This is a genomic window from Streptomyces sp. NPDC020422 (assembly GCF_044386705.1).
GTDB lineage: Bacteria > Actinomycetota > Actinomycetes > Streptomycetales > Streptomycetaceae > Streptomyces.
Genome location: NZ_JBIRVJ010000006.1, coordinates 244,121 through 267,912 on the forward strand (window position 1 = coordinate 244,121; position 23,792 = coordinate 267,912).

Consider the following 23,792-nt stretch of genomic DNA (forward strand, 5'->3'; position numbering starts at 1 on the left):
GGCACCGCACTGACAGCCGCGCCGTCGCCCCGCGTCAACGGCCGGGCGAGAGCGCCTTGAAGGCCCGGGTCTGCTCGGTGATCGCCCGCTCGGTGGGCAGCCGCTCGACGGAGGAGGCGCCGAAGAAGCCGACGACGCCGGTGGTGTGCGCCAGGACGTACGCGGCGTCCTCGGGTTCGGCGATGGGGCCGCCGTGACAGAGCACCAGGACATCGGGGTTCACCCGCTTCGCGGCGTCGTGCATCTCCTGCACGACGGCCGCCGCCCGCTCCAGGGTGAGGGCGGTGCCGGCGCCGATGGCGCCCTTGGTGGTGAGGCCCACGTGCGGGACGAGGATGTCCGCGCCGGCCCGGGCCATGTCCGCGGCCTGCTCCGGGTCGAAGACGTACGGCGCGGTGAGCAGCTCGCGTTCGCGCGCCGCGCGGACCATGTCGACCTCCAGGCCGTAACCCATGCCGGTCTCTTCCAGGTTGATCCGGAAGGTGCCGTCGTAGAGGCCGACGGTGGGGAAGTTCTGGACGCCGGCGAAGCCCATGGCCTTGAGCTCGTCGAGGAAGAGGTCCATGCGGCGGAAGGGGTCGGTGCCGCACACCCCGGCGAGGACGGGGGTGTCGCGGACGAGGGGCAGGACCTCGCGGGCCATGTCCTTGACGATGGCGTTGGCGTCCCCGTACGGCAGCAGACCGGCGAGCGAGCCGCGCCCGGCCATCCGGTAGCGGCCGGAGTTGTAGATGATGAGCAGGTCGACGCCGCCGGCCTCGGCGCACTTGGCGGAGAGCCCGGTGCCCGCGCCGGCGCCCACGAGGGCGCGGCCCTGGGCGATCTGGGCGCGCAGCCGGGCGAGTACGTCCTGACGGTTCATGGGGTTCCTCCGGGTCACGGGCGGTGGGCGGGGGCGGCGCGCCGGGCGTGCTCGCTGATCAGCTGGTGCAGGCGGTCGGCCATGGCCACGGCGAAGGAGGCGTCGTTGACGTGCGCGTCGAGCTCGTGGATGCGTACGGCGCTGCCGGTGACGGCGCCGCGCAGGGCGTGGAGTGCGGCTGCGTCGGCGTCCGGGTCGGCGAAGGGGCCGCCGGCGACGTCGACGGCGGACACTCCGCGGCGCGGCCAGAACACCTCGGCGGGGCCGCGGGCGGCGAGCAGCTTGCGGCCGATCCCGGCGCCGAGTTCGGCCATCTCCTCCGCGGTGGTCCGCATGAGGGTGACGTTCGCGTTGTGGACGAGGAGCCTGCGTCCCGCGAAGCGGTCGGGGACGCTCGCCTCGGGGCCGAAGTTGACCATGTCGAGCGCGCCGGGCGCGACGACCTGCGGGATTCCCGCGGCGCCCGCGGCCGTGAGGCGGCGGGGTCCGGCGCTGAGCACCCCGCCGACGAGCTCGTCGGCGAGTTCGGTGGTGGTGAGGTCGAGGACCCCGTCGAGCAGGCCGTCGCGGGCCAGCTTCTCGACGGCGCGGCCACCGGCGCCGGTGGCGTGGAAGACGAGGACCTCGTAGCCGTGTTCGGCGAGCCGGGCGCGGGCGGTGTCCACGGCGGGGGTGGTGACGCCGAACATGGTGGCGGCGACGACCCCCCGGCCGCGGCCGGCGGCCGTGTCCTGGTTGCGTTCGTGGCGGCGGGCCATGCCGGCGGCGGCCGCGGCGGCGTTGCCGAGGACCTGTCGGGAGACGGAGTTGAGGCCGGCGATGTCGACGACGCTGTACATCATCGTGAGGTCGCTGCTGTCCACGTAGGGGGAGACGTCGCCGCCCGCCATGGTGCTGACCAGGATCTTGGGTACGCCGATGGGCAGGGCGCGCATCGCCTGGGCGGCGATGGAGGAGCCGCCGCTGCCGGCCGCGGCGAGCACCGCGTCGGCACGGCCCTTGCGGTGCAGGTCGAGGACGACGCGGGTGAGGCCGTCGGCCATGGCGGTGACCGCGGCGCCCCGGTCGCCCGCGGCGCGCAGGGCGGCCAGTTCGTGGCCGCCGGCGCGGGCGACGAGCTCGGCGGGGACGTCGGGGACGGGGGTGTGGGCGGGCGCGGGCAGCACCCCGGTGTCGACGAGCAGGACCTCGGCCCCGTACTCGCGGAGCCGCTCGCGCAGCCAGGCGTACTCCTCCCCCTTGGTGTCGAGTGTCCCGACCAGCACCACCGTGGCCAATGCCCTCACGCTCCCTTTCTGTGGCGGTGTCACCGATCCTCGGTCGGGGGTCCGGTGGCGGCAACGACCAGTCGGGCCCGATTGGCCTGCGCGGACGGGTCGTGGCGAAGATGGGGCGCATGGCCAGGATTGCTTCGACGCGTTTGTCCCGACTGCTGACCGGCTGGGCGTCGGAGGGGCCGGGACCGTTGCCGCGGCGGCTCGCCGACGCCCTGCGGGAGCTGGCGGAGCGGGGCGACGTGCCGGCGGGCTCGGTGCTGCCCTCGCAGCGGGAGCTGGCGCTGGTCCTGGGCGTGAGCCGGTCCACGGTGACGGCGGCGTACGGCCTGCTGGAGGGCGAGGGGCGGCTGGAGAGCGTGCGCGGCAGCGGTTCGCGGCTGCGGGGCGCGGGGGTGCTCGACCGGCATCCGATGGAGGGGCGGTTGGCGAGTTTCGACGCCCGCGCCGGGACGGCGGATCTGTCGAGCGGAGCGCTGCCGGGGCTCGCCGACGTGGCGGAGGCGGTGGGCGCGCTCACGGCCGGGGAGTTGGCGCCGCTGCTCGGGGCGGACGGCTACCACCCGTACGGCCTGCCGGAGCTGCGGGAGGGCGTCGCCGCGTACTACCGGGCGGCCGGTGTGCCGACGGACGCGGAGGAGATCCTGGTGACGGCGGGCTCCCAGCAGGCGGTGTGGCTGGTGGCGCAGGCGCTGGTGGACCCGGGCGACACGGTGGTGGTGGAGGACCCGACGTACCGGGGCGCCCTGGAGGCGCTGCGGGCGCGCGGGGCGCGGCTCGTGCCGGTGGGCGGCGCCGGGGCGGACTGTTCCGGTGCGGCGGAGCTGCGACGGCTGTGCGGGTCGGTCCGGCCGCGGCTCGTCTATCTGCAGCCGACGGCGCACAACCCCACGGGGCGGAGCCTGGACGGCCCGGCGCGCCGGGAGTGGCGCGAGGTCCTCGGCGCGCTGGGGCTGTTCGCGGTGGAGGACACGGCGTGCGCGGAGCTGACGCTGGACGGGGACGAGGCGGTGGTGCCGCTCGTGGCGGGGCTGCCGAGCGGGTCGACGGTGACCGTGGGCACCTTGTCGAAGCTGTTCTGGGGCGGGCTGCGGGTGGGGTGGGTGCGGTCCTCGCCGCAGGTGGTGGCCCGGCTGGCGAAGATCAAGACCTCGGTCGACCTGTCGTGTTCGGTGGTGGACCAGCTGGTGGCCGTCCGGCTGCTCGCGGAGCTGCCGCGGGCGCGGGCGCGGCGGCGCGCGCTGCTGCGGGAGCGTCTCGCGGCGGCGGAGGCGCTGTTGCGGGTGGAGGCGCCGCGGTGGGAGTGGGCGCGGCCGGCGGGCGGCCCCGCGCTGTGGGTGCGGGTGCCGGGTGCCGATACGGAGGCGACGGCCCAACTGGCGCGGCGGCGGGGCGTCTCGGTGGTGCCGGGTTCGGCGTTCTCGCCGGTGGACGGCTTCCGCGACCGGCTTCGGCTGCCGTACGCGCACGGGGTCGACGCCCTGGCGGCGGCGCTGCCGACGCTCCTGGACTGCGCGGCCCGCAGCGGGGCGGGCGGGGGCTGAGCGCGGGGGTTACAGGGGCGACAGGGGCGGTTCGACGCGCCGAGACGTCGAACCGCCCCCTCTGCGGGGATCGCCTCGAACCGCCCCCCTGCGGGGATCGCCTCGAACCGCCCCCCTGCGGGGATCCCTCGTGGCGGTGGCCGGCGCGCTGGCGCTGGGGGCGGCGATGCTCCCCGCAGGGTCCCCGAGCCGGGACTGCCGATCGGCGCCGTGGGATTGCGCGGATCAGCCCTGTGCACCGGCCGCGAGGGCGGCGGCCTCGGCCCTGGCCGCTCCTTCGGCGCGGCCGCGCTTGGCGGTGCGGATGGTCCACAGGACGAGGAGGCCGAGGGTCCCGTAGATGAGGAAGGGGTTGACGACGACCATGGCGTCGACGGACAGCGTGTACGAGAGGGCGACGCGGGCGGTGGCCTCGACGAGGTAGGCGAGGCCCCAGACGACCGTCATGCGGCGCATCACGCTGCGGAAGCCCTCGAACTGCCAGAGGCCGTTCCACCAGGCGTGGCTCTCGGCGGTGCCGTCGGTGGAGAAGCGGCGGCCGAAGTAGAACATCAGCGGCTTGGGGGCGAGCAGCGTCGCCAGGCAGAGCGCGCCGAACAGGCCCGTCACGACCGAGTCCTTGACGAGCAGGGCGCGCGTGGAGTGGGCGCCGACGAGCGAGACGACCGCGGTGAGGGCGAGGAAGAAGAGGGTGACGACGGCGAACTCGTCCATTTTGCGGTGCCAGACGAGATGGACGACGGTGTCGAGGACCGGCCAGACGCCACTGAGCAGGAGGGCGGTGAACTCGCTCCAGCCGCGGTCGGTGAGCGCTCCGTAGGTGAGGATGGGCGCGATGATGTTGAGCCCGACGGTGAGCGTCCAGCCGATGGCGGTGGCGGCGCCCGAGCGGGCGGGCGGGCCGGGACGCGGCTGTGGTGCGGACATGGTTCCCCCTGGGTGAATGGCCTGGTCAGTGTGGTTTTCGCACCGTAGGGCGCCGTCCTGGGGGCGGACAAGGCGACGGCGACCCAAATGATCTTCAAGACTTCCGCACCGTTCGTCACCCAAACCGGCGAGATGATGCACAGGGAGTCATATAGGCAGGTCGAGTGCTTCTCGCGCCGTCTCGCGCGCCCTGGCGAGGGGTGATCATCCGCGCGCACCCTGAAGAACATGCCGGAGCAGCTGGTTCCGGCGGGCGGCGCGGATCGACGGGGAGGGCCGTATGCCGGGTGCGGACGTGTGCGTGGTCGGGGGGCGGGCCCGGTCGGCCTGACACTGGCGATCGCCCTGCGCAGACCCGGCCTCGGCGTACGGGTGGTGGACCGCGCCCCGGCCGCCAAGCGCGAGGCGCGCGCCCTGGTGGTGTGGCCGCGCGCGGCGGAGGCCCTCGGGGTGCTGGGCCCGCTCGGCCGCCAGGCGGTGGAGCTCGGGGAGGTGACCATCCACGGGCGCGGCCGGCCGCCCGGCGAACTGGTCACGGGCTGGCACCGCTCCGCCCACCGCCGCCCGCTCAACATCGAACAGCACGACATCGAGCGCCTGTTGTACGAGCAGCCGGCCGGACTCGGCACCGAGGTCGAGTGGGACACGGAGGTCACGGACGTCAAGGACCACGACGACCGTGCGGAGTTCACCCTCCGGCTCCCCGACGCCTCCGCGGAGTCCGCCACCGCCTCCTGGATCGTCGGCTGCGAAGGCACGGCGAAGGCACGGCGAGTGTGGTCCGCGACCGGCTCGGGATCGCCTTCGAGGGGCGGCGCGGGACCGGCATGCAGGTCGTGCAGGGCAACGCGCGCGCCGACGGGCCCCTGGGCCACCGCCCGGGCCCGGATCCCGAGCGGCTCGACGTGCGCAGGGACTCCGCGCGCCACCGCGGGTTCGGCCTGGGCATCCACTACTGCGTGGGCGCCGCGCTCGCCCGGGCGGAGGCGGGTCTGGCGGTGCCGCTCGAACGCCTGCCGGCGCTGCGGCCGGGGTGCGGCCGCTCGTGACGGCGCGTTACGCCCCGGACTGGGTGTTCCACGAGCCGGAGGGGCCGACGGTGACGGTTCCGGCGGTGCCGCCCCGCCGCGCTACGGCGTAGTCGTCGGTGACGGCGTGGGCGTCGGGGTCGGTGACGGCGTGGGCGTCGAGGTCGGCGTCGGCGCGGCCGTGGTGGCGGGCGACGGCCACGCGGACTGCGGCCAGTCCTCGGCCGGCGGGCTCCAGGTCGGTTCGGCGGGCGGCGCGAAGGGGCCCGCGCGGTTGGCCATGAGGGCCATCATCACGCCGACGACGACGAGCGAGGCGATGACGAGGAACATCCCCACGGGGTTGCGCGGGTTGTACTCGTAGCGCCAGCCGTACCGGCTCCGCCGGAAGACCGGCTCGTGATCGTCGTCCACCGCGCGGCTCCCCCTGTCCGATATCGGCGCCAGGCTACCCCGCGGGCCTCAGGCTGCCGGCGAGCGTGGTCACGACCGCCGTCCCGACCGCCGTCCCGACCACCCTCCCGCCCGCCGTCCCGACCGCCCTCCCGACCGCCCTCCCGACAGCCGTCCCCGACGGGACCGGCTCCGCCGAGTTGCGGCCCCGGCCCACGCCTTCCAGGCTGCGTCGTGTGTGACAGGCGCAACGCCCGCGGGAGGGATCTTGACGCATTCCTGACGTCCACCGCCGTCTTCCCTACGGATCCCATGCGTACGCTGACTCGGCTGCCGTCCGAGCGATGGCCGAAAACCGACCAGCACACCGCACCGGACAGCAGGAGCCTTCGATGGCCACCACGTCGCCCACCACTCGTACCAGTCGGCTGCGCGCCTGGATGCTGGAAGGCCTGTCCGACATGGGCAAGGGGCGGACCGCCACCCCGGCGCCGCCGGAGGCGGAAGCGCCCGCGTCCAAGCTGGAGCACAAGGGGCAGCCCTGGTGGCGCGTCATGTGTCTGACCGGTGTCGACTACTTTTCGACCCTCGGCTACCAGCCGGGCATCGCCGCCCTCGCGGCCGGACTGCTCTCCCCGGTGGCCACCGTCGTGCTCGTCGTCGTGACGCTCGCGGGCGCCCTGCCGGTCTACCGGCGGGTGGCCGAGGAGAGCCCGCACGGCGAGGGTTCGATCGCCATGCTGGAACGTTTGCTCTCCTTCTGGAAGGGCAAGCTGTTCGTCCTGACGCTGCTCGGCTTCGCGGCGACCGACTTCCTCATCACCATCACCCTCTCCGCCGCCGACGCCTCGACCCACCTGGTCGAGAACCCCCATCTGGCCGAGACCCTGCACGACAAGCAGATGGTGATCACGCTGGTGCTCGTCGCGCTGCTCGGCGCGGTGTTCCTCAAGGGCTTCCTGGAGGCGATCGGCGTCGCGGTCGCGCTCGTCGGCGTCTACCTGGGCCTGAACGTGGTGGTCGTCGTCACCGGCCTGTGGCACGTGCTGACCGAGGGGCACGTGGTGACCGACTGGTCGGCGGCCCTGACGGCGGAACACGGCAACGTCTTCGCGATGGTCGGCGTGGCTCTCCTGGTCTTCCCGAAGCTGGCGCTCGGCCTGTCCGGCTTCGAGACCGGTGTCGCGGTCATGCCGCACGTCAAGGGCGACCCGGACGACACCGAGGAGAAGCCGACCGGCCGGATCCGGGGCACGAAGAAGCTGCTGACGACCGCCGCGCTGATCATGAGCGTGTTCCTGATCGCGACCAGCTTCATCACGACGGTCCTCATCCCGCAGAAGGAGTTCGAGTCGGGCGGCCAGGCCAACGGCCGCGCCCTCGCCTATCTCGCGCACGAGTACCTGGGCAACACCTTCGGCACGGTCTACGACGTCTCCACGATCGCGATCCTCTGGTTCGCCGGCGCGTCGGCGATGGCCGGCCTGCTCAACCTGATGCCCCGCTATCTGCCCCGCTACGGCATGGCGCCGCACTGGGCCCGCGCCGTGCGTCCCATGGTGATCGTCTTCACGCTGGTCGCCTTCCTCGTGACGTGGATCTTCGACGCGGACGTCGACGCGCAGGGCGGCGCGTACGCGACCGGTGTCCTCGTCCTGATCTGCTCGGCGGCCATCGCCGTGACGATCGCGGCGCGCAAGGCCGGCCAGCGCGGCTGGGCGATCGGTTTCGCGGTGATCTCGGCCGTGTTCCTCTACACGACCGTCGTGAACGTCATCGAGCGGCCCGACGGTGTGAAGATCGGCGCCTGCTTCATCGCCGGCATCATCCTGATCTCGCTCCTCTCCCGGCTCGGCCGCGCCTTCGAGCTCCGGGTCACCCATGTCGAGCTCGACGACATGGCCGAGCGGTTCATCCGCGACATCTCGAAGCGCACGCCCCGCTTCATCGCGAACGAGCCGGACAACCGCGACGCGGAGGAGTACCGGTCCAAGAAGGACCAGATCCGCGCGGACAACGACCTCCCCGGCACCGAGGACTTCGTCTTCGTCGAGGTGACGGTGACCGACCCGTCCGAGTTCGAGGCCGGCCTGACGGTGAAGGGCGAGGTCCTGCACGAGCGCTTCCGGGTCCTGACCGTGGAGAGCTCCTCCGTCCCCAACGCGCTCGCGGCCCTGCTGCTCCACGCCCGCGACCTCACCGGCGTCCGCCCGCACGTCTACTTCGAGTGGACCGAGGGCAACCCCTTCGCCAACTTCCTCCGCTTCTTCCTCTTCGGCCAGGGCGAGATCGCCCCGGTCACCCGGGAGATCCTGCGCGAGGCGGAGCCTGACCGCGAACACCGGCCGCGCGTCCACGTGGGCTGAGGCCGAGCCGCTCAGGACACCTCATATACTCAACAATACGAGTAGCCCAGTATACGACTACTCGAATAGTTGGGCGCTTGAGTACATGAAGGCGGTCGGTCGCATGACGGTTCCCCCCGGTACCCGCTACCTGCGGTACGTCGCCCTCGGCGACAGCCAGACGGAAGGCGTCGGGGACGGCGACGACACCCGGGGCCTGCGGGGCTGGGCCGACCGGCTCGCGGAGCTGGTCGCACGGGACAGCCCGGAACTCCGGTACGCCAACCTGGCCGTACGCGGACGTCTCTCCGGCCAGGTGCGGGCGGAGCAACTCGCCCCGGCCCTCGCACTGCGCCCGGACCTGGCGACGGTCGTGGCCGGCGTGAACGACCTGCTGCGGCCGCGCTTCGACGCCGACGAGGTCGCGGGGCACCTGGAGGCGATGTTCGCCGCGCTCACCGCCCAGGGAGCCAGGGTGGCCACCCTGACCTTCCCCGACCTCACACGGATGATCCCGCTGGCCCGCCCGGTCGCGCCCCGCATCGCCGCCGTCAACGCGCGCATCCGCGAGGTCGCCCGCACCCACGGCGTCACCGTCGTCGAGACCGGCCACCACCCGGTCGTCACCGACCCGCGGCTGTGGAGCCCCGACCGGCTCCACGCGGCACCGCTCGGCCATGCCCGGATCGCCGCCGCCGTGGCCGAGGCACTCGACCTGCCCGGCAGCGACGGTTCCTGGTCCCACCCGCTCCCCCGGCCCGAGGCCCGCCCGGCCACCGGCCCGCGGGCCGCCGTAGCCGAACTGGCCTGGGCCGCGTCCTTCCTGGCCCCCTGGCTCACCCGCCGCCTCCGCGGCCGCTCGTCGGGGGACGGGCGAACGGCCAAGCGGCCGTCGCTGCTTCCGGTGACGGCGGCGGGCTGATCGGACGTCAGGCCGAACCGAGGCGGAGCGCTCCGGAGGCCACCTGGATCGCCTCGGAGATCGCTTCGGAGGTCGCCGCGGAGATCGCCGCGCAGGTCGCCTCGCAGGTCGCCTCGGAGATCGCCGCGAACGTGCCCTGGGGCGCCTCGGGGGCGCCTCGGGGGCGCCTCGGGGGCGCCTCGGGGGTAGACCTCAGGGACGGCCCAGGGTTCTGATCCGGGTGATCACCGATGGGCAACGGCGTCCGCTTCCAGCAGAGTTGACCTTGTCAGCACGACTCGTCGACACCGCTCGAAGGAACCCCGATGCGCCTCCGCAACACCGCCTCCGCCCTCGCTCTGGCCACCGCCGTCGCCGTCGTCACCACCGGCGCGACCATGCCGGCGAGTGCCGCGGATTCCACGGCGGCTTCGGCCTCGACGTCCGTCTCGGCCCCGGCGACCCCCACCGTCCAGGACGTCCTCAGCCGTCTCCCCAACGGCACCGTGGCCGGCGCACTGGTGAGACGGGACGGCGTGGGAGCCGCCGTCGGCCCGGTCAGCGCCGATGCGTACTTCCGGATCGGCAGTGCCACCAAGGTGTTCACCAACACCGTGGTGCTCCAGCTCGTCGCCGAGCACCGCCTCGACCTCGACGCACCGGCCCGGCGCTACGTCCCCGACCTGCTGCCCGCAGCGTACGAGGGCGTGACGGTGCGTCGGCTCCTGGACCACACGAGCGGTCTCCCGCGGCCCGCGGCCGCCCCCGGCCCGGCCGACGGGCCGGGCTGGTGGCTCAGGTCCGTGACGCCGAGGGAGGCCCTGCGCGCCTCGTTCGAGCAGGCCGCGGGGACTACGCCCGCTCCGGGCTCGGTGCAGCAGTACAACGGGCTCAACTCCCTGGTCCTGGGACTGCTGGTCGAGCGGGTCACCGGCCACTCCTTCGGCCATGAGCTGGAGCGGCGGATCATACGGCCGCTGCAGCTGCGCCACACGAGCCTGCCCGCGGCCGACGACCCGGCCATACCCGCGCCGCACGCCCAGGTGTACGTCGACGGGCAGGACGTGACGGAGCAGAGTCCGTACCCGTGGGCCGAGGGCGGCGTCATCTCCACCGCAGCCGACCTGGACCGCTTCCTCACGGCGCTGTTCCGGGGACGCCTGCTCCCGCCCGCCCAGCAGAGGCTCGTGTTCGACATACCCGAGGTGAGCAGCGCCACCACCAACACCAACTGCGTCGGGCCGGAAGCCTGTTTCAGCGTCGGCGGACTCATGCGCTACGAGCTGCCGAACCACACGTACGTGTGGGGCAAGACGGGCTCGCGTCCCGGCTGGGACAGCGGGTTCTTCGCCACCAGGGACCTCAGGCACCGCGTGGTGTACTCGCTGAACCCGACGGGGAACGGCTCGCCGCTCCCGTACATCCAGGCGATCGTCACCGCCGCGCTCGGCGACTGACGTCCGTGGGCCCGCTGCTCCCCTCCCCCGGGGCCCGCGGACTCAGCCGACCGCCGCGCGGGCCCCGGCGATACGGGCCGGGTCCCAGCCGCGCCGGGGGACCGAGTCCAGGAGGAGTCGGGTGTAGGGGTGTTCCGGTTCGGCGAGGACGCGGGCGGTGGGGCCCGACTCCACGATCCGGCCCGAGCGGAGCACCACCAGTTCGTCGGTGATGTGCCGCACGACCGCGAGGTCGTGGGTGACGAAGAGGAAGCCGACACCCGCCTCGCGCCTGATCCTGGCGAGGAGTTCGAGGATCTGGGCCTGGATGGAGACGTCCAGCGCGGCCACGGCCTCGTCGAGGACGAGGACCCTCGGCTCGGCGGCCAGGGCACGGGCGATGGCCACGCGCTGGCGCTGGCCGCCGGAGAGGCGGCGGGGCAGGGCGTCGGCCTCGCGGGGGCCGAGGCCGACCTGGTCCAGGAGTTCGGCGACTCGGGCGCGGCGCGCCGCCGGGTCGAGCCGGAAGTGCAGCCGGAGCACCTCGTCGACACAGCCGCCGGCGGTGATCCGGGGGTCGAGGGAGAGATAGGGGTCCTGGAAGACCATCTGGATCTCGCGTGCCCTGGCCAGTCGTTCGGCCCGGCCGCGGGGGCGGGCGGAGCGGTCGCGGCCGTCGAGGGTGACGGTGCCGGCGTCGGCGCGTTCGAGGCCGACGAGCATGCGGACGGTCGTGGTCTTGCCGCTGCCGGACTCGCCCACGATGCCGAGGGAGGAGCCGGGGGCGAGGGTGAAGGACACGTCGTCGACGGCGGTGTGGTCGCCGTACTCCTTGCGGAGCCCCGTGACGACCAGGCCCTCTCCCTTCACGGTGGTGGTCACAGCAGGATCCCTTCGTCGGCGCGGTGGCAGGCGGCGAGCCCCTCGCCGTGGGCGGTCAGCGCGGGTGCCTCTTCCTCGCAGCGGGGCAGGGCGTGGGCGCAGCGGGCGGCGAAGGCGCAGCCGGGCGGGGCTTCGGCCACGGAGACCGGGCGGCCCTCGATGGGCCGGGGGGCGGGGGCGTCGGGGTCGATGCGCGGGGTGCAGGAGAGCAGGCCCGCGGTGTACGGGTGGCGGGGCCGGTCGAAGAGTTCGCCCGCGGTACGGGTCTCGACGATGCGGCCGGCGTACATCACGTACACGCGGTCGCAGATGGCGGAGGCCAGTTCGAGGTCGTGGGTGACGAAGAGCAGTCCGGTGCCGCGTTCGGCCTGGAGGCGGGTGAGGATCGCGATGATCTCGGCCTGGGTGGTGACGTCGAGGGCGGTGGTCGGCTCGTCGGCGACGATGAGCGCCGGGTCGCCGGCGAGGGCGGCGGCGATGACGACGCGCTGGAGCATGCCGCCGGAGAACTCGTGGGGGCGGCGGCGCAGGGCGCCGCGCGGGTCGCGGATGCCGACGGCGTCGAGGAGCTCCTCCGCGCGGGCGGTGGCCTGGACGGCGGGGGTGCCGGCGGCGCGCAGGCCCTCGGTGACGAAGTCGCCGACGCGGCGCAGCGGGTTGACCGAGGCGCGGGGGTCCTGGAAGACCATGGCGACCTCGCGGGCGCGCACGGCGGCGAGTCCGGCCCGGTCCAGGGTGAGCACGTCGCGGCCGCCGACCCGGACCTCGCCCGTGGTGTGGGCGTGCTGGGGCAGCAGGCCGAGGACGCTGCGGCAGGCGACGGACTTTCCGGAGCCGGATTCGCCGACGAGGCCGATGGTCTCGCCGGGGGCGACGGTGAGGGAGACGCCGTCGAGGAGGGGGCGGGCGGCCTGGCCTTCGGGGAGGCGCAGGGTGAGCCGGTCGATCTCGAGGACGGGCCGGGTCTGCTGGGGAAGGTTGCTCATGGGGGTCACCGCTCCCGCTTCGCGATCCGGTCGGCGATGCCCTCGCCGACGATGCCGAACGCCACGACGGCGAGGACGATGCACACGGAGGGTGCGAGCGCGGGGAGCATCGCCCCCTGCTGGAGGGCCGACTGGCCTTCGTTGATCATGGCGCCCCAGTCGGCGGTCGGCGGCTGGACGCCGAAGCCGAGGAAGGAAAGCGCGGCGAGGTCCATCAGGGCGTAGCCGAAGTTCATCGCCGACTGGGCGAGGAGGGTGGGGGTGATGTTGGGGAGCAGGTGGCGCAGGCTGATGGTCCAGCCGGACCAGCCCTGGACGCGGTAGGACTCGATGTACGGGCGGGCCTTCTCCTGGCGGGCGATGCCGCGGACCAGGCGTCCGACGTACGGGGTGTAGGCGACGGACATGGCGATGACGGGGGCGGTCATGCCGGAGCCGACGATCGCCACCAGCATGATCGCGAGGAGCAGGCCGGGGATGGCGAAGACCAGGTCCATGGAGCGGGAGAGGAAGGCGTCCGCCCAGCCGCCGCGCCAGCCGGCGACGACACCGAGGGCGGTCCCGAGCAGGGTGGAGACGGCGACGACGAGGAGCGGGCCGAGGAGACCGGTGCGGGCGCCGTACATCAGCCGGGACAGGATGTCGCGGCCGGACTGGTCGGTGCCGAGGAGGTGGTCGCCGGAGGTGCCGACGAGGCTCGACGTCAGGTCCATCGCCTCGGGGTCGTAGGGGGCGAGGACGGGGGCCAGGGCGGCGACGAGCACGAGGGCCGTGAGGAGGAGCACGGCGGCGTTGAACATCGGGCCCTGGCCGAGTGCCCGGAGCCGGCGGAGGCCGGGGCGGCGACGCAGCGCGTCCGCGGGCTCGGCCGCCCCGGGGCTTGCGGTGAGGGTCATGAGGTGCCTTCCCCGTGGAGGGTGAGCCGGGGGTCGATGAGAGGGGCGCAGAGGTCGACGACCAGGTTGACGAGGACGAAGGCCGCGACGCTGAGCAGGGTGACGGCCTGGACGACGGCGAAGTCCTTGGCGCTGACGGACTGCACGAGGAGGGAGCCGAGTCCGGGGACGTCGAAGGCGGTCTCGACGACGGAGGTGGTGACGAGGAGACCGGCGAGCATTGTGCCGCCGACGGTGACCACGGGTCCGAGGCTGTTGCGCAGCACGTGCCGGCGGACGACGGTGCGGCCGGCGACGCCGCGGGCGCGGGAGACGTCCACGTGTTCGCGGCCGAGTTCGTCGAGCATCGCGGATCGGGTCACCCGGGCCAGGAGTCCGGCGAAGGTGGTGGCGAGTGCGAAGGCCGGCAGCGTGAGGTGGTAGAGGCGGTCGCCGAGGCCCTCGGGGGTGCCGCCGGGGCCGGGGAACCAGCCGAGGTTCACGGAGAAGAGCGAGACCAGACCGATGGCGCTGACGAACGAGGGGGTGGCGGTGGCGACGCCGGTGGCGATGAGGACGGCCCGGTCGAGGAAGCCGGGGCGCAGGGCGGCGAGGATGCCCGCCGTCACGCCGCCGACGGCGACGAGGACGGCGGAGTAGCCGACGAGCAGCGCGGTGCCGGGGAGGCGGGAGCCGAGCAGCGTGGAGACGTCCTGGTGGTACTGGGCGGAGCGCCCGAAGTCGCCGTGGAGCACGCCGCCGAGCCACTTGGCGTACTGGACGGCCAGCGGGTCGTCGAGGTGGTACTCGGCGCGCAGCGCGGCGACGGTCTCGGGGGTGGCCGGGCGGCCGTGGAGCAGGAAGGAGACCGGGTCGCCGGGGGCGAGGTGGACGCCGGCGAAGACCACGAAGGAGGTGACGAACAGGACGCCGAGGAGTCCCGCGAGTCGACCGAGCAGGTAGCGGAGCATGCCGTTCATCAGGAGGAGGCACCGATCGTCGCGGCCCAGGGGTAGTAGAGCTGGGAGATTCCGGTGGGGGCGCCGGTGATGCGGTTGCCGAGGAAGACGGTGTACGGGGCCTCGTAGACCGGGATGACGGGCAGTTCGCGCACCGCGATCCTCTGGAGTTCGGCGGTGAGGTCGGAGCGGGCGCCGGGGTCGGCGGCGGCGTTGGCGCGGTCGAAGGCGGCGTCGTAGACCGGGTCGGACCAGTTGCCGTAGTTCGCGAAGTCGCCCGTGCGCAGGTACTGGTAGAACTCCAGCGGGTCGGGGGTGTTGTCGTACCCGTTGGTGATGACCAGGTCGAGTCCCTTGCGGGCGTTGGGGTCGACGAAGATGCTGCTGTACGCCTCGGGCGAGACGGACTTGAGCTGGACGTCGAGGCCGATCTGGCGGCCGGCGGCCTGCACGGCGTTGGCGACGACGCTGATCTCGGGCGCGAGGGTGCTGGTCACGAGGGTGACCTTCTTGCCGGTGGCGCCGGCCTGGTCCACGAGCTCCTTGGCGCCGGCCACGTCGTAGACGGGCTCGGGCAGGTCCTTGAAGTAGCCCTCGGTGCGCTCCGGGGTGAGGGACCAGGCGCTGCGGGCCGTGGGGGCCTTGGCGGGGATCCCGATGCCGCCGGCGGCGGCCTTGATGATGTTCTTCCGGTCCAGGGCCATGGACAGGGCCTGGCGGACCTTCAGGTCGCCGAGGGTGCCCTTGAAGTCGAGGACGGCGAGGTCGGCGGCGGCGGTGTTGGGGCCGAAGTACACCTTGCCCTTGCTGGAGGCGCGCAGCTGGGCGAGGGAGGAGGAGGGGACCATGTAGCCGCCGTCGGCGGTGCCGGAGAGGAAGGTGTTCGTGCGGGCGGAGGGGTCCTCGACGAAGGTGAAGCGGACCGTGTCGGTCTTCGCCGTGAGCTTCTTGTCCCAGTACCCGGCGTACTTCCTGAGGGTGATCGACTCGCCCTGCTGCCACGTGTCCAGGGCGTAGGGGCCGGTGCAGTTGACCTTGCCGCCGGGGACTCCGTACTCCTTGCCGGCCTTGGCGAGGAAGGCGGCGCTCTCGATGGTGCCGGGCGAGGCGGCCATGAGCTCGTTGAGCAGGACGTCGGGCTTGGTGAGCCGGAGGGTGACCTGGAGGGGGCCGGTCTTCTCGATCGTCTTGACGTTCTTGAAGGCGGATCCCCAGGGGGAGCCGGTGGCCGGGTCCATCTGGCGCTTGAGGGAGGCGACGACGTCGTCGGCGGTCATGGTGCTGCCGTCGTGGAACTTCACCCCGGAGCGCAGCGTGTAGACCCACACCAGGGGGTCGGGGTTCTCCCACTTGACGGCGAGGCCGGGCTCGATCTTCAGGTCGGGGGTGACCCGCAGGAGCTGCTCGCAGACGTTGGCGAGGACGGTGTTCGGCGGGTAGTCGAAGGCCTGGGCGTAGTCGAGCGTGTACGGCTCGGCGTACAGCGACCAGGTGAAGGAGGGCAGGGGGCCCTTCGCCGCGGGCGAGTTCGGCGTGACGGTGTACGCGGCGGAGCCGGCGCCCGGCTGCTTGGCGCCGGCGCAGCCGGTCACCGTGGCGGCGAGGGCCGCGGTACAGACGGCGGCGGTGAGGAGTCTGGAGGTGCGCAAGGAGACCCACCCCTTTACGGGTGTAGAGGTGCACTGGGGATGGTGGGGGATGGAGCGAGTATTGATGCGGGAACGTTCCCGCACAAGCCTCTGCGGGAACGGTTTTGCAAAGGTCAGGAAGGTGGCAGCATCGGACCGTGACCACACGTGAACACACCGGAGGGCATGCCGAGGACAGGCCTGGCGGACGTGGCGCGCGAGCGCCCGGACCGCGGGTCAGGCTCGTCGACGTGGCCCGCGAGGCGGGGCTGTCGAAGACGACGGTCTCCGCCGCGCTGAACGGCACCGGGCGGCTCTCCCCCGCGGTGCGGGAGAGGGCGCGCGAGACCGCGCGGCGCATGGGCTACCGACCCAACGCCACCGCCCGGCAGCTGCGCGCCGGGCGGGCCCGGCTGATCGGCTACGTAGTCGGCGAGTTCGCCGGCGAGCCCTGGGCGTATCTGGACTCGCCGTACTTCGCCCGGCTGACGAGCGCGACCGCGGCCGCGGCCCTGAGGCACGGCTACGCGCTGGTGATGCTGCCCGCGGGGACGCTGCAGCGGGAGTGGGCCGATCTGCCCCTGGAGGCGGTGATCGTCGCCGACCCCGTCGAGGACGACCCTCTCGTGGAGGACTTCCTCGCCGCCCGGATCCCGGTGTTCAGCGACGCGTCGGTGGCGGACCGGAGCGGCGCGTACTGGGTGGACCTGGACACGGAGGCGGCGGTGGCGGACTCCCTCGACCATCTGCGGGAGCGGGGAGCCCGGCGGACCGCGCTCGTCCTGCCCGACAGCACGACCCGCTTCCACCGCCACGTCCTCGCCGCGTACCGCGCGTGGTGCGCGCGGCACGGTGCCGAGAAGCTGGTCACCCTGGTCCCCGAGCCCGGCAACGGACCGGTGGTCAGGGCGGTCGAGGAGACCCTGGGTGCCGAGCCCCGGCCCGACGCGCTGTTCGTCGTGGCCGAGGCCAGCCCCCCGCTGGTCCTGGACGCCGCGCGGCGGCTGGGCCTCGCGGTGCCGGGGGACGTACGGGTGGTGTGCGTCAGCGAGGACAGCACCGCCGCACACGCCGATCCCGCGGTCACCACGCTGAGCCTGCGCCCCGAGGACGTCGCGGAGGAGGGCATCAAGCTGCTGGTCTCCGCCCTGGAGGGCGGAGACAGCACTCCCCCCGGCGTGCTGCTCTCCGCCCGGCTTCAGGTGCGGGCCTCGTCGTGACGGGGCTCCCGGCCGGGCGCGGCCCGACCGGGTCGCCGGTCCGGCGCGGTCCGACCGGTCTCCCCGTCCGGCGGGGTCCGGCGACCCGGGAGCGGAACCGGGCCGGGACACCGCCCCCGGTCCCGGCGGCCCGGCCCCTTCGCCGGCCGGGGTCCCGGCGGTCGTGCCGGGCTGACGGCGCCCCGCGACCCCGCGCGGCGCCGCTCGCTGGTCCGGCCTGACCGACACGACGTCCTCCTAGCCCGCGTACACGCGGCTGCCGCCGACGAAGGTCTGTTCCACGCGGGCCGCGGCGATCTCCTCGGCCGGCGCGGTGAGGATGTCCCGGTCGAGGACGACGAGGTCGGCGAGGTATCCGGCGCGCAGGCTGCCGGCCTCGTCGTGACCGCCGACGTGCGCGGAGCCCGCCGTGTAGGCGCCGAGGGCGGTGGTCAGGTCGAGGCGCTGCTCGGGCAGGAAGACCCGGCCGTCGGTGGCCTCCGGCTCGGCCCGGTTGACGGCGACGTGCAGCCCGGCGAGCGGGTCGGGGCTGCTGACCGGCCAGTCGCTGCCGGCGACCAGGGTGGCGCCGGCCCGGACCAGGTCGCCGAACGGGTACTGCCACGCGGCGCGTTCGGGGCCGAGGAAGGGGATGGTCAGCTCGTCCATCTGCGGCTCGTGCGCGGCCCACAGGGGCTGGATGTTGGCGAGCGCTCCGAGCCGGGCGAAGCGGGCGATGTCGTCGGGGTGCACGACCTGGAGGTGGGCCAGGTGGTGGCGGTTGCCGCGGCGGCCGTTGGCCCGGATCGCGGCCTCGACGGCGTTCAGCGCCTCGCGCACGGCGCGGTCGCCGAGTGCGTGGAAGTGCACCTGGAAGTCGAGGGCGTCCAGCTCGGTGACGTAACCGCACAGCGCCTCGGGGTCGACGAAGCTCAGCCCGGTGTTGGCCGTGGCGCAGCCGCAGCCGTCGAGGTAGGGGCTGGTCATGGCGGCGGTGAAGTTCTCGGCGACGCCGTCCTGCATGATCTTGACCGAGCCGGCCCGGAAGCGCCCGTGGCTCGACTTCGCGCGCCGCTCGACGAGTTCGGGGATCTGCTCCGCCCCGCGCTCCCGGTCCCACCACAGCGCACCGCTGACGCGGGCGGTGAGGGTGCCGTCCTGGGCGGCGGCGAGATAGGCGTCGGTGGGGTCCGGCATTCCGCTGAAGGCGCCGAGCAGGGCGTCCTGCCAGCCGGTGATGCCGAGCGAGTGCAGCAGCTCCTGGGCGCGCAGCAGTCCGGCACGCCGGTCGGCGGCGGTGCTCGGCGGCACCAGCCGCTGGACCAGGGCGACCGCGCCCTCCTGGAGCACCCCGCTCGGGGTCCCGTCGGCCTCGCGCTCGATGCGGCCGTCGGCCGGGTCGGGCGTCTCGGCGGTGATCCCGGCGAGCTCCAGGGCGCGGGAGTTGGCCCAGGCACCGTGGTGGTCGCGGTTGACCAGGATGACGGGGCGGTCGGCGACCACGCCGTCGAGCAGCCGCCGGGAGGGCAGCCCGCCCTCGAAGCTCTCCATGGACCAGCCACCGCCGGTGATCCAGGGGCGGTCCGGGTGGGCGGCCGCGAACGCGCCGATGATGCGCAGGTAGTCGTCGACGCCCGTGGTGCCGCTGAGGTCGCACTCGGCCATCTCGCGCCCGCCGGACACGGCGTGGATATGGGCGTCGTGGAAGCCGGGGATCAGCAACTTGCCCGTGAGGTCGACGACTTCGGTCTTCGGACCGATGAGCTCGCGCACCTCGTCGTGGCCGACGGCGGTGATCCGCTCGCCGACCACGGCGAGGGAGGTGGCCCGGGTGCGGGCGGGGTCGCCGGTGAAGACGGGGCCACCGGTGAAGACCAGGTCGGCCGTGCTCATGTACGTACTCCTGGAGGTGAGGGGACCGGGGTCTGCCTGCCCCGGGCGCCGGACCGGCCCCGAGGCGGGGGCCGGTGCGAGGGGCGTCATGCAACCCGTACGGTGGTTTACACGTCAAGGGTGTTGTCATAAGGTCCGGCGCCATGGCCGAACGAGTGGTGCCGGAGAACCGGCGACAGCGCAGGCGCCCCACCAAACAGGGCACCGTCCTTTCCGAGCGGATCATCGTCGAGACCGCGCTGCGGCTGGTCGCCCAGCACGGCGCGGAGGCGCTCTCGGTACGGCGGCTCGGCGCCGCCCTGGGCGCCGACCCGAGCGCGCTCTACCGGTACTTCCGCAATACCGACGACCTGCTCCTGGCCCTCGCCGACGAGATGATCGGCAGGGCGCAGGGAGGCTTCCGGGCCACCGGTGACTGGCGGGCCGACCTGCGGGAGATCGCCCTGCGCATCCACGCCGCGTATCTCGCCAACCCGCAGGTGGCGGCGCTCGCCGCGCACCGCACGACGGGGCGCGAGCACGAGACCCGGGCGGTGGAGTCGATCCTCGGGGTGCTGCGCGGGGCGGGCTTCCCGGACGCGGAGGCGGTGCGGATCTACCACGCCTTCGTCGACCAGGCGCTCGCCTTCGCCGCCCTGGACGCGGCCGCCCAGGCGCTGCCCGAGCGGGCCCGTGAGGCCGACGAGCAGGTCTGGCACGCGGCCTACGGGAAGCTCTCCGCCGCCACCCACCCGCACATCGCGGCGACGTACCCGCTGCTGGCGGCGGACATGCGGGACAGCGGGCACCCGTTCGCGCTGGAACTGATGCTGGACGCGGTGGGGGCACGCCTCGCCAGGCTCGGCAAGGGGTAGCGGCGGCGGATCCGGCGGGCGGGACGCCCCCACGAGGAGCCCCGGGCGCTTACGACAACACCATTGACGCAACTTCGGCCGGCCGGGTCTCATGGCGGCACTTCGGAGGCCCGTACCTCCGCGATCCGAAGGAGCTCCGCCCCATGGACCCCGTGCACTCGCTCCGCGACGCCGCTCCCGTCCCGTTCTGGCTGGACGACCCGAACCGGCCGCAGGCCGCCCCGGCCCTGGTCGGCGCCACCGACTGCGACCTCCTCGTCGTGGGCGGCGGCTACACCGGCCTGTGGACCGCGCTCCTGGCCAAGGAGCGCGACCCGTCCGCCGACGTCGTGGTGATCGAGGCCGGCCAGGCCGGCGGAGCCGCGTCCGGGCGCAACGGCGGATTCGTCGAGTCGAGCCTCACCCACGGCCTGGGCAACGGCATCGCGCGCTGGCCGCACGAGATCGGGCGCCTGGAGCGCCTCGGCCGGGAGAACCTGCAGGGCATCGAGGACACCATCGAGCGCTACGGGATCGACTGCGCCTGGGAACGCACCGGCTCACTCGCCGTGGCCACCGAGCCCTACCAGCTCGCCGGCCTCGAGGAGGAGGCCGAGGCCGCCACCCGTCACGGTGCCCGGGTCACCCTCCTCGACGAGACGGCCGTCCGTGCCGAGATCGACTCCGCCACCTTCCTCGGCGGCCTGTGGAACCGGGACGGCGTCGCCATGGTCGACCCCGCCCGGCTCGCCTGGGGACTGAAGCGGGCGTGCCAGGAGCTGGACGTCCGCGTGTACGAGCACACCCCCGGCACCCGACTCGCCGAGGACGGCCCCCGGGTCGCCGTCACCACCCCGTACGGCCGGGTGCGCGCCCGCCGGGTCGCGCTCGCCACCAACGCCTTCCCCTCCCTGCTGCGCCGGCACCGCCCGTACACCGTCCCCGTCTACGACTACGCGCTGATGACCGAGCCCCTGACCGACGCCCAACTCGCCTCCGTGGGCTGGCGGAACCGCCAGGGCTGGGCCGACTGCGCCAACCGCTTCCACTATGTGCGCCTGTCGGCCGACAACCGGATCCTGTGGGGCGGCTTCGACGCCGTGCACCGCTTCCGCGGCGGGGTACAGGCCGAACGCGACCAGCGGCACGAGACCTTCGCGACCCTCGCCCGGCACTTCTTCGAGACCTTCCCGCAGCTCGCCGGGGTGCGCTTCAGCCATGCGTGGGGCGGCGCCATCGACACCAGCACGCGCTTCTGCGTCTTCTTCGACACCAGCCACCGCGGCAAGGTCGCCTACGCCGCCGGCTACACGGGCCTGGGCGTGGGCGCCAGCCGCTTCGGCGCGGACGTCCTGCTCGACCTCCTGGCCGGGGAGCGCACCGAGCGCACCTCCCTCGACCTCGTACGGCGCAAGCCGCTGCCCTTCCCGCCCGAGCCGGTGCGCTCGGTGGGCATCGGCATCACCCAGTGGGCCCTCGCCCGCGCCGACGCGCACGAGGGCCGCCGCAACCTGTGGCTGCGGACCCTTGACCGCTTCGGCCTCGGCTTCGACAGCTGAGTCCGTCCGCCCGTCCGCCCGTCCACCCGTCCACCCGTCCACCCGTCCGCCCGTCCGCCCGTCCGTCCGTCCGTCCGTCCGTCCGTCCGTCCATGATCGGTATCGTCCCCCCAGTATCCGTTTCGCTTACGCCGATCACGCCGATCGGGCCGATCACGACGGGACCTGACCATGTCTCACTTCCCGCGCCGCACAAGGGGTTTCGCGCCCCTGATCGCCGCGGTGTTCACCCTTCTGCTGACCCTCGTCTCGCCCGTGGCGCCCGCGCGCGCCGACACCGCCGACTGCGGCGGCGCGGGTGTGGAGCGCTTCGGCTCCGCCTCGCTGACCGGCGCGATCGTCGGCGCCACGGTGCACCAGGGCCGTGCCTATGTCGTCACCCGCGGCTTCAAGCCGCCGGTGCTCGCCGAGTACGACCTCGCCACGCGCGAGGTCGTCCGCGAGACCCCGATACCCGACGGCCCCGAGACCGGCGAGCCGGAGGGCGCGTGGGCCACCACCGTCTCCGGCGGCAAGATCTACGTCGGCACCTATCCAGTGCCGGACCTGTACCGATTCGACCCCGCCACCGGGGCGATCACCAGGGTGGCCTCGCTCGGCAAGAGCGGCGGCTTCATCTGGAGCCTCGCCACCGCACCCGACGGCAAGGTCTACGCGGGCACGTACCCCGACGGCGCGGTGTGGGAGTACGACCCGGCGACCGGCGCCAAGCGCGGCTTCGGCCAGCTCTCCGCCAACGAGCGGTACGCGCGGGGCGTGGCCGTCGACTCCACCCACGTCTACGCGGCCCTGTCGGACACCAAGAAGCTGGTCTCGGTCAACCGGTCCACCGGTGCCGTCAAGACCCTGGCGACCAGCGCGGCCGGCTTCTCCACCGTCTCCGTCGGCCGCACCCGGGTGCGCGCGGGCGCGGGCAACACCCTGTACGACGTGAAGACCGACGGCACCGACCTGCGCACCGTCGACATCGGCGCCTCCATCGACTCGATCGGCCTCGGGCCCGACTACACGGCGTACCTCTCGACCCGCCCGAACGGCGAGGTCTTCCGCTACCGCACCGCCGAGCCCCTGGAGTCGCTCGGCGTCCCGCGCGCCAAGGAGGAGACCCGCGGGGTGTTCCTCGACGGCACGACGCTGACCGGCTTCTCCGGCAGCGGCGGCGTCTGGACCCTGGACGTCACCACCAAGCGGTCCGACTACGTCGACCTGCTGGAGGCCGGGCTCACCGGCGGCGCGGAGCGCCCCCAGTCGATCCTGCTGGACGCGGACCGCGGCAACGTCTGGGTCGGCGGCCACTTCGCCTTCACCGTCCACCACCCCGCCACCGGCGCGCGGACCAACATCTGGGTGCCCGGCGAGCCCAAGGCCCTGGCCCGCCGCGGGGACAAGCTGTACGCGGCGATCTACCCGAGCAGCGAGGTCATCGAGCTCGACCTGGCGGACCCGCGGGCGCCGCTGCGCTCCCTCGGCTACGTGGGCAACGGCCAGGCCCGCCCGTGGGACATGGAGTACGACCCGGTCACCGACCGGCTGCTGATCGCCGGCGCGCCGCTCGGCACCAGCACCCGGGGGTCGCTGTCCGTCGTCGATCCCGTCACCGGCGACAAGCAGGTGTACGTGAACGTCATCCCGAACGAGAGCGTGATGAGCCTCAGCCTCGGCCCGGACGGCATCGTCTATCTGGGCGGTGACGTCCGCGGCGGCGGCGGAGGCGACCCGGCGACCTGGAACAGCGCGGCGAGCGTCGCCGCCTTCGACCTGGCCACCCGGACGGTGAAGTGGGAGCTCGACCCGGTGGCCGGCAACGAGACCATCCAGGACGTCAGGGTCCACGACGGGATCCTGTACGGCGTCCTCAAGCGGAACGCCGGCTGGTTCACCATGGACCTGGCGACCCGGCGGGTCCTCGACAAGGGCGCGCTGCCGGGCTACGGAGAGATCGAGGTGCACGAGGGCAAGGTGTTCGCCTCGACGTACTTCGGCGGCGGGAACGTGCATCTGCTCGGCCCCGGCCTCGCCGATCCCCAGCTGGTCGCCACCGGCCTCGGTGACGACTGGTACACCGACCCCCAGCTCGCCTTCGAGCCGACCGGCTGGAAGGCGTGGGGGCTGGTGGGCCGCGAGCTGGCGCGGCTGCGGCTCGACCCGGCATGCCCGCCGTTGACCGTGACGCCCTGACGTCCTGACGCCGTGGCGCCGTGATGCCGTGGCGCCGTGATGCGGCGATGCGGTGAGGGGGCCGTGCCGACCGGCACGGCCCCCTCTTCT

General features: G+C 73.6%; 19 protein-coding genes and 1 pseudogene. 10 read left to right on the top strand and 10 right to left on the bottom strand.

Annotated features, from left to right (window positions below; genetic code table 11):
- Positions 1-34: 34 nt before the first annotated feature.
- Positions 35-862, bottom strand: coding sequence for a phosphoenolpyruvate hydrolase family protein (locus ACH414_RS18155; protein ID WP_382533837.1), 828 nt, complete (start codon positions 860-862; stop codon positions 35-37).
- A 14-nt stretch (positions 863-876) separates the two neighbouring features.
- On the bottom strand, positions 877-2,148 hold the full coding sequence (locus tag ACH414_RS18160) for a Tm-1-like ATP-binding domain-containing protein (protein ID WP_391768876.1): 1,272 nt from the start codon (positions 2,146-2,148) through the stop codon (positions 877-879).
- A 110-nt stretch (positions 2,149-2,258) separates the two neighbouring features.
- On the opposite strand from ACH414_RS18160, the gene ACH414_RS18165 reads away from it, so the two are divergent.
- The gene (locus ACH414_RS18165; protein WP_391768877.1) at positions 2,259-3,680 is read left to right on the top strand and encodes a PLP-dependent aminotransferase family protein; all 1,422 of its coding nucleotides are present in this window, start codon (positions 2,259-2,261) and stop codon (positions 3,678-3,680) included.
- Positions 3,681-3,905: 225 nt separating this feature from the next.
- Here the strand turns inward: ACH414_RS18165 and ACH414_RS18170 are convergent, their stop codons facing one another.
- A complete protein-coding gene (locus tag ACH414_RS18170) occupies positions 3,906-4,607 on the bottom strand; it encodes a VC0807 family protein (RefSeq protein ID WP_382533832.1) in 702 nt (233 codons plus the stop codon).
- Between the two features lie 228 nt (positions 4,608-4,835).
- Here ACH414_RS18170 and ACH414_RS18175 point away from each other — a divergent pair.
- Both ACH414_RS18175 and ACH414_RS18180 read left to right on the top strand, forming a co-directional pair.
- Positions 4,836-5,354: pseudogene (locus ACH414_RS18175) on the top strand (FAD-dependent oxidoreductase); the annotation flags it as partial.
- A 29-nt stretch (positions 5,355-5,383) separates the two neighbouring features.
- Positions 5,384-5,656 (top strand): hypothetical protein, encoded by a 273-nt coding sequence (locus ACH414_RS18180; RefSeq protein ID WP_398942637.1) that lies wholly within the window; start codon positions 5,384-5,386, stop codon positions 5,654-5,656.
- 81 nt (positions 5,657-5,737) lie between these two features.
- On the opposite strand, the gene ACH414_RS18185 is transcribed toward ACH414_RS18180, so the two are convergent.
- Positions 5,738-6,049, bottom strand: coding sequence for a hypothetical protein (locus ACH414_RS18185; RefSeq protein ID WP_386566858.1), 312 nt, complete (start codon positions 6,047-6,049; stop codon positions 5,738-5,740).
- A 371-nt stretch (positions 6,050-6,420) separates the two neighbouring features.
- On the opposite strand from ACH414_RS18185, the gene ACH414_RS18190 reads away from it, so the two are divergent.
- From ACH414_RS18190 to ACH414_RS18200, 3 genes are all read left to right on the top strand, one after another.
- Complete coding sequence (locus ACH414_RS18190) at positions 6,421-8,394, top strand: amino acid transporter (RefSeq protein WP_386566775.1); 1,974 nt, start codon at positions 6,421-6,423, stop codon at positions 8,392-8,394.
- A 103-nt stretch (positions 8,395-8,497) separates the two neighbouring features.
- Entirely contained in the window at positions 8,498-9,295 is a 798-nt protein-coding gene (locus tag ACH414_RS18195; protein WP_382533826.1) for an SGNH/GDSL hydrolase family protein, read from the top strand.
- Between the two features lie 305 nt (positions 9,296-9,600).
- The gene (locus ACH414_RS18200) at positions 9,601-10,731 is read left to right on the top strand and encodes a serine hydrolase domain-containing protein (protein WP_382533824.1); all 1,131 of its coding nucleotides are present in this window, start codon (positions 9,601-9,603) and stop codon (positions 10,729-10,731) included.
- 42 nt (positions 10,732-10,773) lie between these two features.
- On the opposite strand, the gene ACH414_RS18205 is transcribed toward ACH414_RS18200, so the two are convergent.
- The 5 genes from ACH414_RS18205 to ACH414_RS18225 are packed head-to-tail and all read right to left on the bottom strand — an operon-like array spanning position 10,774 to position 16,061.
- The gene (locus ACH414_RS18205; protein ID WP_382533822.1) at positions 10,774-11,592 is read right to left on the bottom strand and encodes an ABC transporter ATP-binding protein; all 819 of its coding nucleotides are present in this window, start codon (positions 11,590-11,592) and stop codon (positions 10,774-10,776) included.
- Positions 11,589-12,578, bottom strand: a complete 990-nt coding sequence (locus tag ACH414_RS18210) for an ABC transporter ATP-binding protein (RefSeq protein WP_386566769.1) — start codon at positions 12,576-12,578, stop codon at positions 11,589-11,591. The genes ACH414_RS18205 and ACH414_RS18210 overlap by 4 nt, the downstream gene beginning before the upstream one ends.
- A 5-nt stretch (positions 12,579-12,583) precedes the next feature.
- Positions 12,584-13,474, bottom strand: a complete 891-nt coding sequence (locus tag ACH414_RS18215) for an ABC transporter permease (RefSeq protein WP_386566767.1) — start codon at positions 13,472-13,474, stop codon at positions 12,584-12,586.
- Positions 13,471-14,424, bottom strand: coding sequence for an ABC transporter permease (locus tag ACH414_RS18220; protein WP_398942627.1), 954 nt, complete (start codon positions 14,422-14,424; stop codon positions 13,471-13,473). Before ACH414_RS18220 ends, ACH414_RS18215 begins: the two co-directional genes overlap by 4 nt.
- An 8-nt stretch (positions 14,425-14,432) precedes the next feature.
- Entirely contained in the window at positions 14,433-16,061 is a 1,629-nt protein-coding gene (locus ACH414_RS18225) for an ABC transporter substrate-binding protein (protein WP_398942428.1), read from the bottom strand.
- Positions 16,062-16,291: 230 nt separating this feature from the next.
- On the opposite strand from ACH414_RS18225, the gene ACH414_RS18230 reads away from it, so the two are divergent.
- Complete coding sequence (locus ACH414_RS18230) at positions 16,292-17,260, top strand: LacI family DNA-binding transcriptional regulator (RefSeq protein WP_398942430.1); 969 nt, start codon at positions 16,292-16,294, stop codon at positions 17,258-17,260.
- 237 nt (positions 17,261-17,497) lie between these two features.
- On the opposite strand, the gene ACH414_RS18235 is transcribed toward ACH414_RS18230, so the two are convergent.
- A complete protein-coding gene (locus ACH414_RS18235) occupies positions 17,498-19,132 on the bottom strand; it encodes an amidohydrolase (RefSeq protein ID WP_386566763.1) in 1,635 nt (544 codons plus the stop codon).
- Between the two features lie 143 nt (positions 19,133-19,275).
- Here ACH414_RS18235 and ACH414_RS18240 point away from each other — a divergent pair, with 143 nt between their 5' ends.
- The 3 genes from ACH414_RS18240 (at position 19,276) to ACH414_RS18250 (ending at position 23,702) form a co-directional block, all read left to right on the top strand.
- Complete coding sequence (locus tag ACH414_RS18240) at positions 19,276-19,986, top strand: TetR/AcrR family transcriptional regulator (RefSeq protein ID WP_382533811.1); 711 nt, start codon at positions 19,276-19,278, stop codon at positions 19,984-19,986.
- Positions 19,987-20,129: 143 nt separating this feature from the next.
- Complete coding sequence (locus ACH414_RS18245) at positions 20,130-21,524, top strand: NAD(P)/FAD-dependent oxidoreductase (RefSeq protein ID WP_382533809.1); 1,395 nt, start codon at positions 20,130-20,132, stop codon at positions 21,522-21,524.
- Between the two features lie 222 nt (positions 21,525-21,746).
- Complete coding sequence (locus ACH414_RS18250; RefSeq protein WP_398942432.1) at positions 21,747-23,702, top strand: hypothetical protein; 1,956 nt, start codon at positions 21,747-21,749, stop codon at positions 23,700-23,702.
- Positions 23,703-23,792: the final 90 nt, after the last annotated feature.

Excerpts from the sequence above, each read along its gene's own strand:
- ACH414_RS18155 (WP_382533837.1), bottom strand. The coding sequence starts at position 862 with ATGAACCGTCAGGACGTACTCGCCCGGCTGCGCGCCCAGATCGCCCAG.
- ACH414_RS18165 (WP_391768877.1), top strand. The coding sequence starts at position 2,259 with ATGGCCAGGATTGCTTCGACGCGTTTGTCCCGACTGCTGACCGGCTGG.
- ACH414_RS18170 (WP_382533832.1), bottom strand. The coding sequence starts at position 4,607 with ATGTCCGCACCACAGCCGCGTCCCGGCCCGCCCGCCCGCTCGGGCGCC.
- ACH414_RS18190 (WP_386566775.1), top strand. The coding sequence starts at position 6,421 with ATGGCCACCACGTCGCCCACCACTCGTACCAGTCGGCTGCGCGCCTGG.
- ACH414_RS18195 (WP_382533826.1), top strand. The coding sequence starts at position 8,498 with ATGACGGTTCCCCCCGGTACCCGCTACCTGCGGTACGTCGCCCTCGGC.
- ACH414_RS18200 (WP_382533824.1), top strand. The coding sequence starts at position 9,601 with ATGCGCCTCCGCAACACCGCCTCCGCCCTCGCTCTGGCCACCGCCGTC.
- ACH414_RS18210 (WP_386566769.1), bottom strand. The coding sequence starts at position 12,578 with ATGAGCAACCTTCCCCAGCAGACCCGGCCCGTCCTCGAGATCGACCGG.
- ACH414_RS18215 (WP_386566767.1), bottom strand. The coding sequence starts at position 13,474 with ATGACCCTCACCGCAAGCCCCGGGGCGGCCGAGCCCGCGGACGCGCTG.
- ACH414_RS18220 (WP_398942627.1), bottom strand. The coding sequence starts at position 14,424 with ATGCTCCGCTACCTGCTCGGTCGACTCGCGGGACTCCTCGGCGTCCTG.
- ACH414_RS18235 (WP_386566763.1), bottom strand. The coding sequence starts at position 19,132 with ATGAGCACGGCCGACCTGGTCTTCACCGGTGGCCCCGTCTTCACCGGC.
- ACH414_RS18240 (WP_382533811.1), top strand. The coding sequence starts at position 19,276 with ATGGCCGAACGAGTGGTGCCGGAGAACCGGCGACAGCGCAGGCGCCCC.
- ACH414_RS18245 (WP_382533809.1), top strand. The coding sequence starts at position 20,130 with ATGGACCCCGTGCACTCGCTCCGCGACGCCGCTCCCGTCCCGTTCTGG.